This is a genomic window from Haloarcula terrestris, from assembly GCF_031624315.1.
GTDB classification, from domain to species: domain Archaea; phylum Halobacteriota; class Halobacteria; order Halobacteriales; family Haloarculaceae; genus Haloarcula; species Haloarcula terrestris.
The window spans coordinates 80764-97803 of sequence record NZ_JAMQOM010000008.1 but is presented as its reverse complement, the minus strand read 5'-3'; the positions used below and the strand labels follow the sequence as shown (position 1 = coordinate 97803).

Sequence of the window (17040 nt, the reverse complement as noted above, 5' to 3'; positions counted from 1 at the left end):
GGGGTATGCACACAGCACGGTGGCTGATTTCGGAAACTGGACGAGGAGAAACAGAGATCGCGGGCTTGACAGCACGCAGCCGACACCTGGGTGGGAAGCGATGAGCGGCCCACACCAGGATCAACAGCTCGTAACCGCGGGAACTACGCTGTCAGAGGCAAGCGCGGCCGCGATACTGGTTCACGGCCGAGGCGCGACTGCCCGTAGTATCGTCCAGATGGGTGCGGAGTTCCAGCAGGACGGGCTGGCACTGCTTGCACCCCAGGCCGCGCGCAACACCTGGTACCCCAACTCCTTCCTTTCGCCGGTCGAGCAGAACGAACCCGGTCGGACATCGGGACTGCAAGCCATCGAGGACGCCGTCACCGAAGCAGAGCAAGCCGGAATCCCGACCGAACAAGTCCTCGTTTTGGGCTTCTCACAAGGTGCCTGTCTCGCAAGCGAGTTCGTCGCCCGAAACCCACAGCGGTACGGCGGCTTGGTGGCTCTCAGTGGCGGTCTCATCGGCGAAACCATCGACGAAAGCGAGTACGAGGGTGACATCGAGGAGACGCCGGTGTTTCTGGGCTGTAGTGACGTTGACCCGCACATCCCTGAAGAGCGCGTTCACGTCACCGCTTCAGTCTTCGAGCAGTTGAACGGGGACGTGGAGGAACGCATCTACGAGGGAATGGGCCACGGCGTCAACGAGGACGAAATGGAGTACGTCTCGTCGCTGGTCGCTGACCTCGTCAGCTAGCTGGTTTGGCTGCTGGCTCAGTCACCGTAGTTGCGGCACTGAGCGGACGGACAGGGAGTTACCGGCCCCTCACCGCGAGACTTAGTGGTTGGGAAACTCACACATTGTATGGGCCTCTCCCGCCGGCGTCTGCTCGCTACGCTCGGTGCCGGTGTGACTCTCGGCAGTGCCGGCTGTGTGGGAGACGATAGTTCGAATCCCGAACCCGACAGGGCCGGCTCCGCGTCCGGCTCCGATACTGGACCCAGTGCAGCGTCGACGGCTACCGACCAGCGTGGGGGACCGAGACCACCGACAGCCGACAGCCGGCTATATCTGGAGTACGAAATCGAGACACTCGAAGAGAACATCGTAAGCGGCGGCGTTCCCAAGGACGGGATCCCGGCCATCGACGATCCGAGGTTTTCGGACACACCCCCGGACGGACTGGCGCGGGACGACCCAGTGTTCGGCGTGGTCCGCGATGGGGAGGCGAAAGCCTATCCGCAGTACATTCTCGTCCACCACGAGGTCGTCAACGACGCCATCGCCGGCGACTCCGTCGCCGTCACGTACTGCCCACTGACGGGCACTGCACAGGGGTTTGCACGTGGGCCGGTGGAGTTCGGTGTCTCCGGTCGGCTGGTGAACTCGAACCTGACGATGTACGACCGGGGCACCGATAGCTGGTGGCCACAGATGCTGGCGACGGCGATTAAAGGCCCACTAACGGGCGAGTCGCTTCAGGAATTCCGGGTCGTCTGGACGACGTGGGACCGCTGGAACGCTGTGTATCCGGAAACCACGGTCCTGACCGAGGACACCGACTTTTCGCGACGCTACGGCGTCGACCCGTACGGCCAGTACAACGGGAAGCGCGGCTACTATTCGAGTACTCGGACGCTGTTCGAACCGCTGCAAGGCGACAGCCGCGCCCACCCGAAGGCCGTCGTTATCGGGACCCGGACCGAGACGGGGGCGGTAGCGTTCGACAAGGAGACGCTGCTCAGTCAGCGTGTCTTGACCGGCCGCAGTGACGACACACCGTACGTCGCCGTCGCTGACACCGCCCTCGCCACGGGCTACGTCTATGCGAATCCGGCGTCTGTGACGGTCAAAGCGACAGATGGCGGCTACGCGATCGACGGAACGACACACGACGCCGATTCACTGCCGCTGGCCCGCTCACTGGCCTTCGATGCGATGTGGTTCGCCTGGGCCGGCTTCTATCCGGGGAGTGCGTATGTCGGCTGACAGCCCGACGAGTGAGTCCGGTGTCGCTGCCAGAATCGAAGGCTTGCTTCGGAACACGGCTATCGCGGTCCAGGGGGCACTCACCCGCGACGACGGGCGAGTAACGCTGGGAATGACGGGACTGGCGTACTTCCTGTCGTATCTTGTCGGCCTCAGACATCTCGGCTTCGGGCCGTCCGGATACGAGATGTCTGTCGTCAGTAACCCGCTCACCCGTGCGTTCCGGCAGGTCGGGCCGTTTCAGTGGGAACCGGTCGCGCTGGTCGTCGTCGGCCCCATCGAACTGCTCGTCTCGCCGCTGAACATCCTGCTTGGCGGCGTCCTGGCAACCCTGGTCGGACTCAACTTGGCCGTCTCTGTCGTCGCGTGGCGTGGCCCGTCAGCCTGTCGCCTCGGCCCAGGTGCAGGGGCCGCCGCGGGCCTGCCGGGGCTGCTGTCCGGATTCGCCTGCTGTGGTCCCACCGTCCTGCTCGTCGTCGGTGTTCAGGCGAGCGCTGGCATCCTCTCGCTGTTTCAGTGGCTCCTCCCTATCACTGTCGTGGCACTGCTTGGAACCCTTCTCTGGGTCGGTAGCCGAGTCGAGACAGACGACGTAGATAGCACCTACTACTGAGAGAAAGTTAGTAGCTACAGGCTACTGGCCCCGGCGCGGGTGGAACTTTTTTCCCTCGATTTGAGGGAAACATATAATTACTCCGTACGACCCAACTAACAGTATGACCGCGACCCTCGTGAGTGAGGTCAACCGACCCTACGTGCCGACGGGTGGGGCGAAACTGACCGCTGAAATCGAAGTCGAACCCGGACGGCTGGAGGAACAACCCACGCGACAGATCGCCCTCTGCATTGACGCGAGCGGATCGATGGCGGGCGACGACATCAAGCAGGCACGCGCGGGCGCCGAGTGGGTGTTCGGACTCCTCGACGAGGACGACTACATTTCGATCATCGCCTTCGACAACGAGGTCACGACGGTACTGGACCCGACGCGGTGGGGGACTATTTCTCGTGAGACGGCAGTGGACGCCGTCGCTGATATTTCGGCCGGCGGCGGCACGGACATGTACAGCGGCCTGCTGGAGGCGAAGGCATCGCTGCGTGATTTGCCCAGCGACGACAGCACGGCCCGGCGGGTTCTGCTTCTCTCTGATGGGAAAGACAACTCCCACGATCCGGAGGCCTTTGGCCAACTGGCCCGCGAAATCGACAGCGAGGGGATTCGCATCAAGGCGGCCGGCATCGGGAGCGACTACCGCGAGGAGACGATCCGGACGCTGGGTACCGTGGCCCGCGGCGAGTGGACGCATCTGGACGCCGCCGGTGACATCGAGTCCTTTTTTGGCGACGCGGTCGAGGAAGCTGGGACCGTCGTCGCCCCTGACGCCCGCCTCGAACTTGATGTGGCCGACGGCGTTGAGGTCAGCGAGGTGTATCGCTCGCTCCCACAGACCCAGTCCGTGGACCCTGACTGGGAGGCCAACGCGGCCGTCGTGCCGCTGCCCGATCTCCTCGACAGGGAAACCCAGCGGGTCGTGCTGAAGATACACGCACCGGCCCATGACCTCCGGGACTCGGTTTCCCTGGTCGATGCCACGCTGAACGCCGGCGGAGAGACAACTAGGGAATCTATCACGGTTGATTACACCGAAGACGAGGCCAAACTGTCCGAACACAACGAACAGGTCGACGTGGACCACCGCCAGACGGTCATCAAGACTGAACTCGGCAAGGGCAACGTCGCCGAGGCACAGACCCAGCTAGAGCGGATGACGCGCATCCACGGCGAGGACACCGAGGCAGTCCAGACCGCGGAGCGGGAGACACAGATTGTGATGGAGGGCGGCCGCAAGGAACAGAACAAAGCGACGAAGATCGTCACTGACGACGGCATCCAGAAGTGATTCCAACAGCCCACGGGGTCGGCGGCGTCGCAGGCTGGAGCGACGACTGACGCATGACCTGGGAACCTGAAAGCGGTGATGTCATCGCCGGCCGGTACGAGCTCGATGCGTTCCTCGGCAAGGGCGGGTTTGCGAAGGCGTTCCGCGCCAGAGACACCGAGACGGGCGAGACGGTTGCAGTCAAATACCCCAACTACACCGAATCCCAGAACGACCCCGATATCATCGAGGAGTACTTCAAGAAGGAGGTCGGCTCGCTTGAGCGTATCCGCCGGGCCGGCGGCCACGAAAACGTGATGGACTACTACGATCAGGTCACGGAACGCGACGTTCCGTTCCTGGTCGTCCAGCTAATCGTCGACGGGATCGAACTCGACGAGGTCATCGACCAGCACGGCCCGATCGACGACACCGAGCAGGTCCGCCAGATCGGCATCGACCTCTGTGACGCGATGGGCTTTCTCCACGAGAACGAGATCGTCTACCGGGATCTGAAACCGGAGAACGTGATGCTCACGCCGGACATCACGCCCACGCTGATCGATTTCAACACGGCGACGGGGTTCGACGCAACCGGGGACCCCTCATCCGGGAACACCGGGACGACGATTCTGGGGCCGTTCAAGCCACGCGAAGTCGCCGAGGCCAGCCGGACCGACGTTCGGCAGGGGCCGTGGTCGGACGTGTATTCCATCGGGAAGATACTCCTGTTCCTGCTCAAGGGGAGTGTCCCGAAGAAAGACGGCGTGAACCCCCAAGATTTCGGGGCCGACTGCGAGGACTACCTGGCTGAAATCGTCGAACGGGCGACACAGACGCATTATCGGGACCGATATCGGAACGCCACAGTGCTCAAGCAGGTCCTCCAACGGCGAGATCCCACGCCGCCTGCCACGGCATCGGTGACGTACATCCAGGCCGACCGGCAGTTCACCGTCGAACCCGGCGACACTATCGGTCGAGAGGGTGCGAGCGGTCCCCCGGCGTCGATAACAATCGAGGACCCACAGGGGGAGTACATCTCCTCGGTCCAGGTGCAGTTCGACATCGAGGACGGCGACTGGTACCTCCACGACCGGAGCCTCAACGGCACGTTCGTCCAGAAAGGGGCCGGCTGGCAGCGGGTTCTCTCGACGCCCGGGCGCGACCGCCTGCGCTCCGAAGGCGAGGACCCGACAGACAGGCACGGGAACGTCCCGCCGGAGTCGGTCGAACTCACGGACGGCGATCTGGTGTCGCTCGTCCATCCGACCTACGGCGTCACGTTCGAGTTCCATCCGGAGGAGTCATGAGATACAGCACGAATTACGACATCGGCGACAGGAAGCGAGGACAGGGTATCAACGAGGACAGCGTCTCACTGACGGTGTTCGAGGAGGGCCACCGGGACGGGTACCGCGGCCAGGACAGGGCACGGTCCCCGAACGCACCAACAGCGGCCGACGAAGCGGGCGACGGGACAGCCGAGGCATTCGACGCTGCGACGGCGGCGGACACTGCTGATACGGAGACGGAGGAGACAGATCCGTCCGACATTGACGGCGACAGTCGCCCGATGAACCGCTCGGCCGGCGTGTTCGTGGTTGCCGACGGTGCCGGCGGGCACGACGCGGGCGACATCGCGTCGTACATCACGACCACCATCGTGGCTGAACACCTTGCTCCCGTGGCGATTCGGACGGCCCGGAGCTATCCTGGCGGCTTCGACGTGGATGTCGCCCGTGATGTCCTCCCGGACCCGCCCGGCGAGCAGGAACTCGAAACTGCTGTGGCCGAGGCGATCACGGCGGCCCACCGGGAAATTATCCGGTACGCCGACGAGACCGGCACCCAGTCCTACACGACGGTCGTCGCGGGGATCTACGCCGACGGCAAGCTCCACTACGGCTGGGTCGGTGACAGCCGGGCATACGTCGTCAACGGGGTTCGTGAGACGATTTCGCCACTGACCAGGGACCACGCCGTCGTTCAAGAGTGGGCCGACAGCGACGAAATCGACCCGGTCGAAGCGCACGTCCATCCGAACGGCAACGAGATCACGCGCGCGTTGGGCGGGTCCGGCTACGAGGACCCCGACGAGGCGACCGTCGAGGTGGACACGCGGACGGTCAGGCTGTACGCCGAAGACACGGTGCTTGCGACCAGTGACGGGCTCATCGACGCACAGACCGATGCGCCGGAGCTGTACGAGGAGTACGTCGACTCGGACCACGCCGACGCGGTGGCCGAACGGATCCGCGAGCGGGTCGTCACCGACGACGAAATCCGGGACGTTATCCTCGATGCGCCATCACTCGACGCGGCGAGTCGTGAGTTCGTGTCACTGGCAAACGACCGCGGCGGGAAGGACAACATCTCTGTGCTCATGTTTGCCGACAGTGCCCTCCCTGAAACGCCGGAAAGCGGCGGGATGCCGGTTCGGAATATCGACCCTGATATCGACGTGTCCGAACGCGATACGGTTATTATGACAGACGAATAGAGAGAAAGTTTCGTGGGGCAAGTATTTTATTTCTTGGCTCTTTAGGGCCTAACGAAACCCATGCCTGAACCCGACCGCACCGTAAAATGCCCTATATGCGACGAGGATTTCGATCCGACTGTCGCCGGTGGGTGGTGTACGAACCCGGACTGTGGTGAGTGGCAACACACTGATGATACCGCCACTGACTTGGACGACGACGGGGTCTCGAGCGATGCCGACCTAGTAGCGGAAGGCACGGACGACGCACCCGCATCAGAAGGCGCGAGTGACGAGGTCACCGACGTGGATGCGTCCACTGGTGACACAGGCGGCAACGAGGCAACATCGGCGGACGAGGTGTTCTCTTCGGATACTGCAACAGCCGAACGCACGGACGAGACGGCAACAGAGCGCAAAGTGGAAGACAACGCCGAGGACGCTCATCGGACCGAACCGGCCGCTGACGGGGAGACTGACCAACTCACCGAAACCGGTGGTGACTCTGACACCGCTGGCAACGATGACGAGACCGACGAAGCCGACGAGACCGACGGAGTTGACGAGACCGACGAAGCCGACGAGACCGGCGAAAGCGTCACATCTACTGACGAGGACCAGGCAGCAGACGGCGAAGCGACGATCACCTGTCCGGACTGCGAGCGGGAACTCGACGCCGACGCGAATTTCTGCCTCGATTGCGGTGCCGACGTACAGGACATCACACCGGGTGACGACGGGTCGCTCAACGCGTGCCCGTCCTGTGACACCGCCGTCGATGACGATGCGAGCTTCTGTGTCAACTGTGGGGAAGACCTGGACGCTCACCGCGGCGGAAACGACGGCTCGACGGCCGATTCAGCATCGGAATCGTCGACGACCGACGAGACGGCGGCTGAGTCAGCGACCGCGGACAACGCCGTCGAGACGCTTGCGTCACAGTCCGACGACGAACCGGTGCCCGACACACTCGTTCTCTCTGTCGAAGGTCGAGACATCGCCGTCGAAGACGGGGACCGTATCGGCAGAGAGATCCGGGCCGCGCTGCTCGACGCCGGCCGGCCGGAAGACGAAGCGGTTCGGATCCACCGTGAACACGTCCGGTTCGACCGCCAGCCGGAGGGGTTCTATCTGGTCGATCTGGGTGACAATCCGACGCGGCTGAACGGGACCCCGATGCAGAAAGGCGACCGAGAGCCGGTCGAACTGGGCGACGAACTCGAACTGTCCGGTGTCATCACGATGACGATTCGGGCGGCGTAACCACCCATAGTTAAGCGGCCGGTCGGGAAACAGCATACCGATGGAGCGTGGTCGACTGGGGTCGGAACTCCGCGAGTCCGCCGCACTACTGCGAGCCGAAACCTGGCTGTTCGTCGGCATGGGTTTGGCATGGGTCGCCTACGGCGGCTGGGTGATCGCAACTGGACGAGTATTGGGGGTGCTCGGGGTTGACGGACCTGTTTTCTCGACTGGGATTCCCCTCTCGCTGCGTACTGTTCTTGCTGTCGGTCTCTGGCTCGTCGGTCCGGGGCTCGTGAGTGTCGTGCTGATCAACCGACGACTCCGAAACAGGCACGGTAACCTCGTCGCCGCGTACCGGTTGGACCACCCCAGCCTGTTGCTCGCTATTCCCGGGTGTGTCCTGCTTGGTAGTCTCCTGTTGCGTGTCATTCTCGGCCAGTGGCTGCCGCTTACGGTACTTGCGGTGGTCGGGTCAGTGCATCTGGTCGTTCGGACCGTTGCGTACGGACACCGCGTGTACACGCTTTCGTTCCTGCCGATCCTGTCGGTGCTGGTGTTCCTGAGCGCGGTTTCGTTCGGGGTCGCGTGGCTCGTCCATGCGACGACGGCACCCGGCGTGTCGGCGGCGCTGTCCCCGTGGATCGCGGACGCCGGCGTCGGTCCCGTGGTCGAAACGATGCTGCGACTGATTGGTATCCCAGCGGCACAGGCCGGCGCTGTTTTCATCGCCGTTCCCGGTGTGCTAGCGAGTGTGTACCTGCTGGTCCAACTGCTGACAGGGGCCGTCGTCAGGGCCCGTGCGCCGCTTGCGAACCCGCAGCGTCGCCCGGACCAGCGGTTCCCGATCATGCCACCGGTCGACAGTCCGCGGGACGCCGACGAGACTGCGGTTGTCGAGCGTGCTGTCGACACTGACTCCCGTGAACAGTCTGTAGACAAGACCGACACAGCGGACGAGGCCGACGACGACGCCACGCCGGCACACACCGGGACGCGCGTGTTTTCGCCCGATGAGGTTGCACAGACGCATCCGCCCGCTCACGAATCAACACAGGGCGACGGTCAGTCTCCGGCGGACGCCACAGCGGAACCAACGGCTGTGGAGGGCGGGACCGACACGGAGGGATCGACGGCCAAGACGGACGAGAGTGACGCGGACGACGCTGCCAAGGCTGATGCTGAAGAAGACGCTGCCGACGAGGAGTGGATCGACGACACGGCTGTTTTCACGCCGGGCGGGCGCGACGACGGCCCGTCTTACTGTGGCGAGTGTGGCGAGTCGCTCCCGCCTGCTGCGGACACCTGTCCGTCCTGTGGTGACGCAATGGATAGGTGAGCCGGTTAGCGGTTCGAAACGGGGATATCACCGAGTGCAACGGTGTACTGTGTCGACCGGGCTGTGCCCTCGTCCGGATACACGAGGACTGTCATAGTGACCGTGTCCGGTCGTTCTCCGGGCGGAAGCAGCCACGACTTTGTCACTGCGCCCGTCTGATTCGTCGCTAGCCGCTCAGTGCTTGCGCCGTCAGTGCGTGTTTGTCCGTTACGGGTAGTGACGCTGTCGAGACGAACCTCCGCGGCACTGGACGCGGTGTTCGTCACGTTCACTGTGAGCGTGAACCGCCACCCATCGTCCGCTGTGACGACAGATGCGGACGCAATACGGGCTGTTACCGCTGACTCTTCGAGAATCGGATCACCGACAGCGGCACCGGTCGGTGCAGCCGTTGGCGTCCCGGCGGCCGCTTCGCCACCAGCGTCGCCCGTCAGATGATGGCCCAGCAGACTCCCGAACGTCGCGATTTCGATGAGGATCGGCAGGCCGATCCCAACGATAATGAGGACTCGTATCAGCGTTTTCTGCTCAGGACCGTCAACGTCGTCGAACATGATGAGAGTGGTTGTGAAGTAGTGTTAGACGGGGATAGGTGGACTCCCGGGAGCGAACAGGCCGTCAGCGACCATGCTAGCCAGCGGCGGCCCATAGGCGATGACGATGAGGAGGAGTGCGATAGCCGTCCAGAGCTTGTAGTTGTCGAGGATACGCGGACTGTGGTCCGGGCCGGACAGCGGCTCCGGGATATTGCTGTTGACTGACAGCGTCCCGCCACGTTGAGCGAGCAAGGTGTCGGCCATCACGATGAGGAACATCGCCGCGCCGACGAATAGCAGGAAGCCGCCGATGGCGATCTGCAGGCGCATTTCGCCGACCGTTCCGGCGACGCCCTCGAACGCGAACTCGTCGTACGTTGGTTCGGCGGTCCGTCGCGGAATGCCGGCGAGACCTGCCCGGTGCATGGCGTTCGACATCAGCGCCATGCCGACGAACCAGACGTACGGCTGGAGCACAGCGATACTGCGCTGTCGCAGTTTCTTCCCGGTGATCTGTGGGACCAGCCAGTAGCTGATAGCCATCGCCGTCAGCGCGAACGCGGTGCCGACAGTGAGGTGGAAGTGGCCGGGCACCCAGATCGTGTTGTGGATGAGGTAGTTGATGTTCATCCCGGCGTTGATCATGCCGGAGAAGCCTCCCGCCGCGAACATCAGCCCGGCGAGCATACAGCCGGCGAAGGCCGGTTTGTCCCATGGCAGATTCCGAAGCCAGGAGAGGTAACCCTTTGCACCCCGCTGGCGAGCGCCGTGTTCAACCGAGGCGACCACGGTGAACGCGGTCAGCAGCGACGGCAACAGCAAGAACATCGTGTTCGTCATCGCGATGAACTTGTAGCCCGAGGGGATGCCGGGGTCGGTGTACTGGTGGTGGAAGCCGACCGGGGTCGAGAGCAGCAGGAAGGCGACGAAGACCACGCGAGCCAGCGGGTCACTGAACAGTCGCCCACCGGCCAGTTTCGGCAGAATCGTGTACCAGACGAGGTACGCCGGCATGAGCCAGAAGTACACGACCGGGTGGCCGAAGTACCAGAACAGCGTCCGCGTCAGCAGCGGGTCGATGTTCTGGATGAGTCCGAGCGACCACGGGATGAGGAAGGCGACGACCTCGACGGCGACGCCGATGGTGGAGATGTACCACATCAGCATCGTCGTCAGGACCATGAACGTCTGTAGCGGGATGCGCTCGCCGGGGTTGTCCTCGCGCCACTCCCACAGCGCCTTGAAATACGCCAGCCCCGCAATCCACGAGCCGACGATGATGAGCGCGGCACCGATGTAGAACGCTGGATGGGCCTTCATCGGGGCATAGAAGGTAAACAGCACGTCGGCTTCGAGGTCGTGACCGAGAATCGACGGCGAACCGACGATACCGCCGATGATGGACACGGCCGCAAGCACTGTCCCCGTGAGCATTATCCAGAATGCCGTCCAGGCGATGCGATGTGGCAACTCGCGTTCGAGACTGTTGGCGACGGCCCACGTGAACAGCCCCGCGATAAAGAACGTCGTGAACACTAACGCCAGCAGGACGCCGTGGCCCGTCAGAATCGTGTAGTAGTCAGCCGAACTGACAAAGCCCCGGAACACGCCAGTGCGATGCAGCGCCTGGATGACGCCGAACAACGCCCCGATCCCGAGGGCGACGAACGCCACGATGAACTCGCTCCGGACGAGCTTCGACGTTTTCGGATAGGAGTCAACGAACACCATTACTGATCCGCCTCCCCTTGGGCCTGTGCATCATCTTCGGGTTGCTCGATTTCCTGTTGCTGCATATCGTACTCCTCTGGTGGGACGACTTCGACGGAGCCACCCATCGTGTGATGGGCCGCACCGCAGTATTCGTGACAGACGAGTCCGTACGTTCCGGGCTCGTTAAATCGGGCCGACACTTCGGAGACCTGCCCCGGAATGACCATCGTGTTGATGTTGGTCTCGACCACGGCGAAGCCGTGTGTCACGTCGGCACTGGTTACTTTGAACGTCACGTTCGCACCCGCGGGCACACGAATCGGCGTGTCCCCGCTGCCGGGCACGAACTGGAACTGTCGGGCGACGACGTACACGACGTACTGGTCTTCGCCCTGTTTCACGACACCGGGGTCGTCGAACGGGGTCTCGGTGTTCCCGTTCTGGACCGCTTGCGCACTGATCTGTCCGCCCGAATCGTCGACCATTCCGACACCGACGCCGACCGAACCATACGCGATGGTCGCGATGAACCCGACGATGAGCAGTATCGCTGCACCGAGCCAGATTTTTTCGAATCGATGAACCTGCATGGTATCACCCGATGATTGAGACACGGCCGAGGAACTCGACGAAGTACATGAACACCCACAGCAGGCCGATCAACACGAAGTAGAAGGCGACCAGTGCCGCCGTTCCCTTCGGGTCGTACTCGTCGTGTCCCAGCTCGACAGCCGGTTCGGTTTCCGCAGCCTCTTCAACAGGCTCCGGGCCGGTCGCCCGCCGGAGTTCGCCACCGCCACCCGTTTGTGGCGGTCGCCCGTTCTGGCGGCGTCGCATCGCCACTGCGAACAACAGCGGCGAGAAGAACGCGAGCAGGACCGACCCCGAGAGAAGCCACTGTGGGCCGGAGAGCTCGATACCGCCACCCTCCTGCCCGCTTCCGCCACCACTGCCGCCACCGCTGCCATCGAGCGGGCCACCGACAACGACGGCCCCCTTCATCCCGAGTGTTTCGTGGGGCGTACAGACGTACTTGTAGATGCCCATCTCCTCGAAGGTATGGCTGTAGGTGGTTCCGGCTTCGCTGACCGCGCCGCCTGAGTCGAGCGGGCCGTCGCCGTCGGAGACGACGTTGTGGCCGCCGCCCTCCCCGGTCCAGGACCACGTCACTTCAGTCCCGGGCGTCACCCGGACTGCCGGCGGGTCGAAGGCGAACGCACCGTTGTTGCCCTGCGCGCCGACCGATATCTCGACGCTGTCGGCGTCGGTTCTATCGACCGTCGTGCCGTCGTAGTTCGAAACGCTGTCGAACCAGCCGCCGTAATCAGGGTTTTCCGGCGGTCCTTGCTGTTGGCTGCCACCGCCGCTGCCGTCGGAGCCACCCCCACCGCCGCCGCCGGACCGGACGACGACGGCCCCTTTCATCCCGAGCGCTTCGTGGGGCGTACAGACGTACTTGTAGATCCCCTCTGACTCGAAGGTGTGGCTGTAGGTCGTTCCGGCTTCGCTGACCGCGCCGCCTGAGTCGAGCGGGCCGTCGCCGTCGGAGACGACGTTGTGGCCGCCGCCCTCCCCGGTCCACTCCCAGACGACCTCCGTGCCAGGATTGACCATCACGGCCGGCGGGTCGAAGGCGAACGCACCGTTGTTGCCCTGTGCACCAACGGAAATCGTGACGGTTTCCTGTCCACGCTGGTCGACAGTGCCGTCGTAGTTCGATACATCGTCGAACCAGCCGCCGTAGTCGGGTTCCTCCTGTGCTGTCGCGGTGCCGGTCGCGGCCAGTGCTGCCGTCCCGGCCGCGGCACCGACGAACTGTCGGCGACTCAGCGCCATCGTCGCACCCCCATCATGCCGTACGGATCCGGCATCGGGCTGCTTCTAGCTTCGTGCCATACCATACCTGAGAGAATTGTATATTACATAAAAAAACCCATGCCGGTGTTTTCAGGCGGCAGGAACGACCCGCTTGTTTTTATAGCCCCTCTAACCTACGGCCGTGTATGTCTGGCACAAGCCCTCGAATCGTTACACTGCTTGCGCTGCTCGGACTCGCGCCGGTCGCGTACTACATGCAGGGAACCGGACGGTCCATTGTCGCACTCTCGCTGGTCAGCGTCGTCATCATCGCTGCGAGCCTGTTCTGGATGACCAAACCGACCGAGTCGAGCACCGTCTGACATGCAACTCGGGACGGCGGGGCTGAGTTCCGGCGAGACGGCCGGAATCGCGGCCTTTGTCGGGCTGGGACTCGTCGGCAGTGTCCACTGCCTCGGGATGTGCGGCCCGTTAGTCACCACCTACGCCGATAGACTGGACGACGGCGGGCCGGTGTCGGGCCACGAAATACGCCAGCACGCGCTGTTTAACGCCGGCCGGACGCTAAGCTACACGCTCGTGGGGGCGGTGCTGGGCGCTACCGGCAGTCTGCTGTACGACGTGGCCGGCCTGGCTCGTCTCGGAACCGCCGTCCGTGGAGCCGTCGGAATCTGCGTCGGCCTTGCTATCATCACCGTCGGTCTCGGCTATCTATCAAGCGGCCGGGCCGTCGATGTAGCCCGGTCGCTGCCCCTAGTTGGGGAGTTGTTCCAGCGCCTCTCCGCCTCGCTCGTTGCCAGAGTTGACCAGTGGGTCGACGGCCCGGGGATGGTCGCGCTGGGCGCGATGCATGGGTTCCTTCCCTGTCCGCTGCTGTACCCGGCGTTCCTCTATGCGTTTGCGACCGGCTCCGCGCTCACCGGCGGGCTCTCGCTGGCCGCGCTCGGCCTCGGGACGTTTCCGCTGGTGTTCGCCTACGGGACCGCCTTCGGCACGCTGTCGCCCGGCCATCGCGCAACGTTACACCGGGCGCTTGGCGTCGTCTTCATCGTGCTCGCGCTCGTCCCGCTGTCGAACGGGCTGGCGGCGTTCGGCATCGCTATCCCGAAACCACCCCTGCCAATGCCCTGGACATGACACACTGTACGCTCTGTGACCTGCCGGTCGACGCCCCGGTCACCGACGACGCAGTCGAGGGGATGTTCTGCTGTCGGGGCTGTCTGGAGGTCGCACGGACGCTTGATGATCCGGCGACCCAGGGTCGAGACGCGGCCGATACTGGACCTGATACGGCTGACACTGACGGTGAAACGGTGTTTCTCTCTGTCGAGGGGATGCACTGTGCGACCTGCGAGACGTTCCTTGAAGCGCGGGCCACGGACCGCGACGGCGTCGTTGCCGCCGCCGCAAGCTACCCGACGGGGACGATGAAGCTCACCTACGACCCGGACGTGCGTTCGGAGGCTGCCCTCGCGGACGTGGTCGCCGGAACGGGCTACGACGCCAGCCTGCAGGCCACCGAGACCGACGACGAATACGAACAGGAGGGGCGTCTCATCGTCGGCGGCTTCTTCGGGATGATGACGATGCTGTGGTACGTCCTCTTTCTCTACCCCGCCTATCTCGGTGTCGACCAGTCCCTGTTGCTGTTTGACCCGGCGGGACAGGCAGGGGACTACCTGCTGTGGAACATGGCTGTCATGACGGGCGTCGTAGTCGGTTACACCGGGTGGCCGCTGCTTCGGGGGGCCTACGTCAGCCTCCGTGCCGGTCGGCCGAACATGGACCTGCTGGTGGCGATGGCCGCCGGGACCGCCTTCCTCTACAGCGTCGTCGCCGTCGTCCTGGGCCACACTGAGGTATACTTCGACGTAGCGACAGTCATCGTCATGGCCGTCTCCGTCGGCGACTACTATCAGGACCGGGTCCGGCGTGGCGCGCTTGACCGGCTCACGGAGTTCACGACACAGCGGGCCGATAGCGCTCGGCGACGCACTGACGCGGGCCACGAGACGGTCGATGTAGAGGCGCTGTCGGCCGGCGACGAAGTCGTCGTCCGCTCCGGCGAGCGAATCCCCGTTGACGGGACTGTCATTGAGGGAACGGCAGCCGTCGACGAGTCGCTCGTCACCGGCGAGTCACTGGCAGTCCGGAAGACGGCCGACACGGAGGTCATCGGGGGGTCGCTGGTCACGCAGGGCGGCGTCGTCGTGCGGGTCGGCCCGGATGCCGAGAGCACCGTCGACCGGCTCACGAACCTGCTGTGGGAGGTCCAGTCTACTCGCGGCGGCGTCCAGCGGTTGGTCGACCGCATCGCCGCCGTCTTCGTCCCGCTGGTGGTCCTCCTGGCTGGTCTCGCGACCGGTGGCCACCTCATCGTCGGAGCGACACCCACCGACGCGATGCTGACAGGACTGGCGGTACTCGTGGTCTCCTGTCCCTGCGCGCTGGGCCTGGCGACGCCGCTGGCGACCGCAGCCGGCATCCGCCGGGCGCTGGACCGCGGGACTGTCGTTACCGGCGACGCGGTGTTCGAGACGGCGATCGACGCGGATGTGGTCGCCTTCGACAAGACGGGCACGCTGACGACCGGCGAGATGGACCTGCTTGAGCGGGCCGACGACCGGGCGATGGCCCGGGCGGCCGCGGTCGAGCAGTTCGCGGCCCATCCCGTCGCCGAGGCAGTGACAGACGCCGTTTCGGTCCCAAGTGTGGCTGTCTCCGGATTCGAGCAACACCCGGGACGGGGCGTCAGTGCGACAGTCGACGGCGAGCGCGTCGCCGTCGGGTCGCCGGCGCTGTTTGACGACCTCGGCCTCGACGTGCCGACCGACCTCCAGAAGCGGTGCGGGCGCGCGACAGAAAACGGCCGAGTTCCGGCGCTCGTCGGCTGGGACGGCGAGGCGCGGGACGTGTTCGTCGCGGGTGACAGGCTCCGCCCACACTGGGAGTCGGTCGTCTCGACGCTCGCTCAGGACCGCGATGTCGTCGTCATCACCGGCGACCGCCCGGAAGCCGCCACCCCGTTCGAGCGCCACGACGGCGTCGATGAGGTGTTCGCCGGGGTCCCGCCCGAAGCGAAAGCGGAGGTCGTCGAGCGACTGCAGTCCCGCGGAACCGTCGCCATGGTCGGCGACGGGAGCAACGACGCCCCAGCGCTGGCTGCTGCTGACGTGGGCATCGCCATGGCGTCGGGCACGTCACTGGCTGCCGACGCGGCCGACGCGGTCGTGACGACAGACGACCTGCGGGCCGTCCCCGACGTGTTCGCGGTGACGGCCGCAACTCGAACACGGGTCCGCCAGAACCTCGCGTGGGCGTTCTGTTACAACGCCGTGGCGCTCCCGCTGGCGCTGCTTGGCGTCCTGAACCCGCTGTTTGCGGCGCTGGCGATGACGGCCAGTAGCTTGCTCGTCGTCGGGAACTCCACGCGGACGCTCGCGGGGACGGCGTCACATGTGGAGTCGGAAACCGAGACTCCGACACCGCCGCAGCAACCGTCGACAGCTGACTGACACCGTCGACCGCCGAAACGATTTGTTATTTGGTAGCACGTCTGAAACAGATTTAATATATCACCGGTTCAGGGTACACATACGTCGCATTCACCGACGTGGTGACCCATGACTTACGCAATTCCCGTTCCCGCGCCAACGTCGTTCGCTCGCTGGCTGTACAGCGGGCGGTCGGCTATCGAACGTAGCCTCGACGCTACGGTCGAGTATGCACCCCTTATTCGGGGACGGGCTGCCGCGGACACCCGCTCGGTGAAGAGTCCGTTCGTGGCACCATAGACCAGTTCGCCGCCGTGGGACCGGCGTCCCACTCACGGACGCCGCACTGCGGCAGCGATTCGACCCACCATCGAGCGATGGGGTTCGGTCTCTCGCTCGACTGACCTGCTCCGATAGGCCCATACCGTCCAGTGGGACCTGTCAACATCCCGGGACTCGTTCCGGAGCCTGTACTGTGTCGTGTAGCTGTATCGCCAGCCAGCCGCTGGGTTCCCCATCGTTCTGGTGTGGGAATCCTGCACCGGCCGCCCCGGGCCGGACGTA

At 64.4% G+C, this 17040-nt stretch carries 15 protein-coding genes; 11 read left to right on the top strand and 4 right to left on the bottom strand.

Annotated features, from left to right (window positions below):
• The first annotated feature begins 100 nt into the window (after positions 1–100).
• From NDI54_RS16560 to NDI54_RS16525, 8 genes are all read left to right on the top strand, one after another.
• Positions 101–739: an alpha/beta hydrolase gene (locus NDI54_RS16560; protein ID WP_310897549.1), complete on the top strand. Its 639-nt coding sequence runs from the start codon at positions 101–103 to the stop codon at positions 737–739.
• A 108-nt stretch (positions 740–847) separates the two neighbouring features.
• Positions 848–1972: a DUF3179 domain-containing protein gene (locus NDI54_RS16555; RefSeq protein ID WP_310897548.1), complete on the top strand. Its 1125-nt coding sequence runs from the start codon at positions 848–850 to the stop codon at positions 1970–1972.
• Positions 1962–2585, top strand: a complete 624-nt coding sequence (locus tag NDI54_RS16550) for a hypothetical protein (protein WP_310897547.1) — start codon at positions 1962–1964, stop codon at positions 2583–2585. Before NDI54_RS16555 ends, NDI54_RS16550 begins: the two co-directional genes overlap by 11 nt.
• Positions 2586–2688: 103 nt before the next feature.
• On the top strand, positions 2689–3873 hold the full coding sequence (locus NDI54_RS16545) for a vWA domain-containing protein (protein WP_310897546.1): 1185 nt from the start codon (positions 2689–2691) through the stop codon (positions 3871–3873).
• A 53-nt stretch (positions 3874–3926) separates the two neighbouring features.
• A complete protein-coding gene (locus NDI54_RS16540) occupies positions 3927–5165 on the top strand; it encodes an FHA domain-containing serine/threonine-protein kinase (protein WP_310897545.1) in 1239 nt (412 codons plus the stop codon).
• Positions 5162–6355, top strand: a complete 1194-nt coding sequence (locus tag NDI54_RS16535; protein WP_310897544.1) for a PP2C family protein-serine/threonine phosphatase — start codon at positions 5162–5164, stop codon at positions 6353–6355. Before NDI54_RS16540 ends, NDI54_RS16535 begins: the two co-directional genes overlap by 4 nt.
• 60 nt (positions 6356–6415) lie before the next feature.
• Positions 6416–7597, top strand: coding sequence for a double zinc ribbon domain-containing protein (locus NDI54_RS16530; RefSeq protein WP_310897543.1), 1182 nt, complete (start codon positions 6416–6418; stop codon positions 7595–7597).
• 40 nt (positions 7598–7637) lie between these two features.
• Positions 7638–8915, top strand: coding sequence for a zinc ribbon domain-containing protein (locus NDI54_RS16525; protein ID WP_310897542.1), 1278 nt, complete (start codon positions 7638–7640; stop codon positions 8913–8915).
• A gap of 5 nt (positions 8916–8920) precedes the next feature.
• Here the strand turns inward: NDI54_RS16525 and NDI54_RS16520 are convergent, their stop codons facing one another.
• From NDI54_RS16520 to NDI54_RS16505, 4 genes are read right to left on the bottom strand one after another with little or no spacing between them, the layout of a single operon-like run.
• Entirely contained in the window at positions 8921–9469 is a 549-nt protein-coding gene (locus NDI54_RS16520; RefSeq protein ID WP_310897541.1) for a hypothetical protein, read from the bottom strand.
• 24 nt (positions 9470–9493) lie between these two features.
• A complete protein-coding gene (locus NDI54_RS16515) occupies positions 9494–11182 on the bottom strand; it encodes a b(o/a)3-type cytochrome-c oxidase subunit 1 (RefSeq protein ID WP_310897540.1) in 1689 nt (562 codons plus the stop codon).
• Positions 11182–11754 carry a cytochrome c oxidase subunit II gene (locus tag NDI54_RS16510; RefSeq protein ID WP_310897539.1) on the bottom strand — a complete coding sequence of 191 codons (573 nt, stop codon included), beginning with the start codon at positions 11752–11754 and terminating at the stop codon, positions 11182–11184. The genes NDI54_RS16515 and NDI54_RS16510 overlap by 1 nt, the downstream gene beginning before the upstream one ends.
• Before the next feature lie 4 nt (positions 11755–11758).
• A complete protein-coding gene (locus tag NDI54_RS16505; RefSeq protein ID WP_310897538.1) occupies positions 11759–13000 on the bottom strand; it encodes a halocyanin domain-containing protein in 1242 nt (413 codons plus the stop codon).
• Between the two features lie 167 nt (positions 13001–13167).
• Here NDI54_RS16505 and NDI54_RS16500 point away from each other — a divergent pair, with 167 nt between their 5' ends.
• From NDI54_RS16500 to NDI54_RS16490, 3 genes are read left to right on the top strand one after another with little or no spacing between them, the layout of a single operon-like run.
• Positions 13168–13344: a hypothetical protein gene (locus NDI54_RS16500; RefSeq protein ID WP_310897537.1), complete on the top strand. Its 177-nt coding sequence runs from the start codon at positions 13168–13170 to the stop codon at positions 13342–13344.
• A gap of 1 nt (position 13345) precedes the next feature.
• Positions 13346–14119: a sulfite exporter TauE/SafE family protein gene (locus NDI54_RS16495; protein WP_310897536.1), complete on the top strand. Its 774-nt coding sequence runs from the start codon at positions 13346–13348 to the stop codon at positions 14117–14119.
• On the top strand, positions 14116–16497 hold the full coding sequence (locus tag NDI54_RS16490; RefSeq protein WP_310897535.1) for a heavy metal translocating P-type ATPase: 2382 nt from the start codon (positions 14116–14118) through the stop codon (positions 16495–16497). The genes NDI54_RS16495 and NDI54_RS16490 overlap by 4 nt, the downstream gene beginning before the upstream one ends.
• Positions 16498–17040 lie beyond the last annotated feature (543 nt).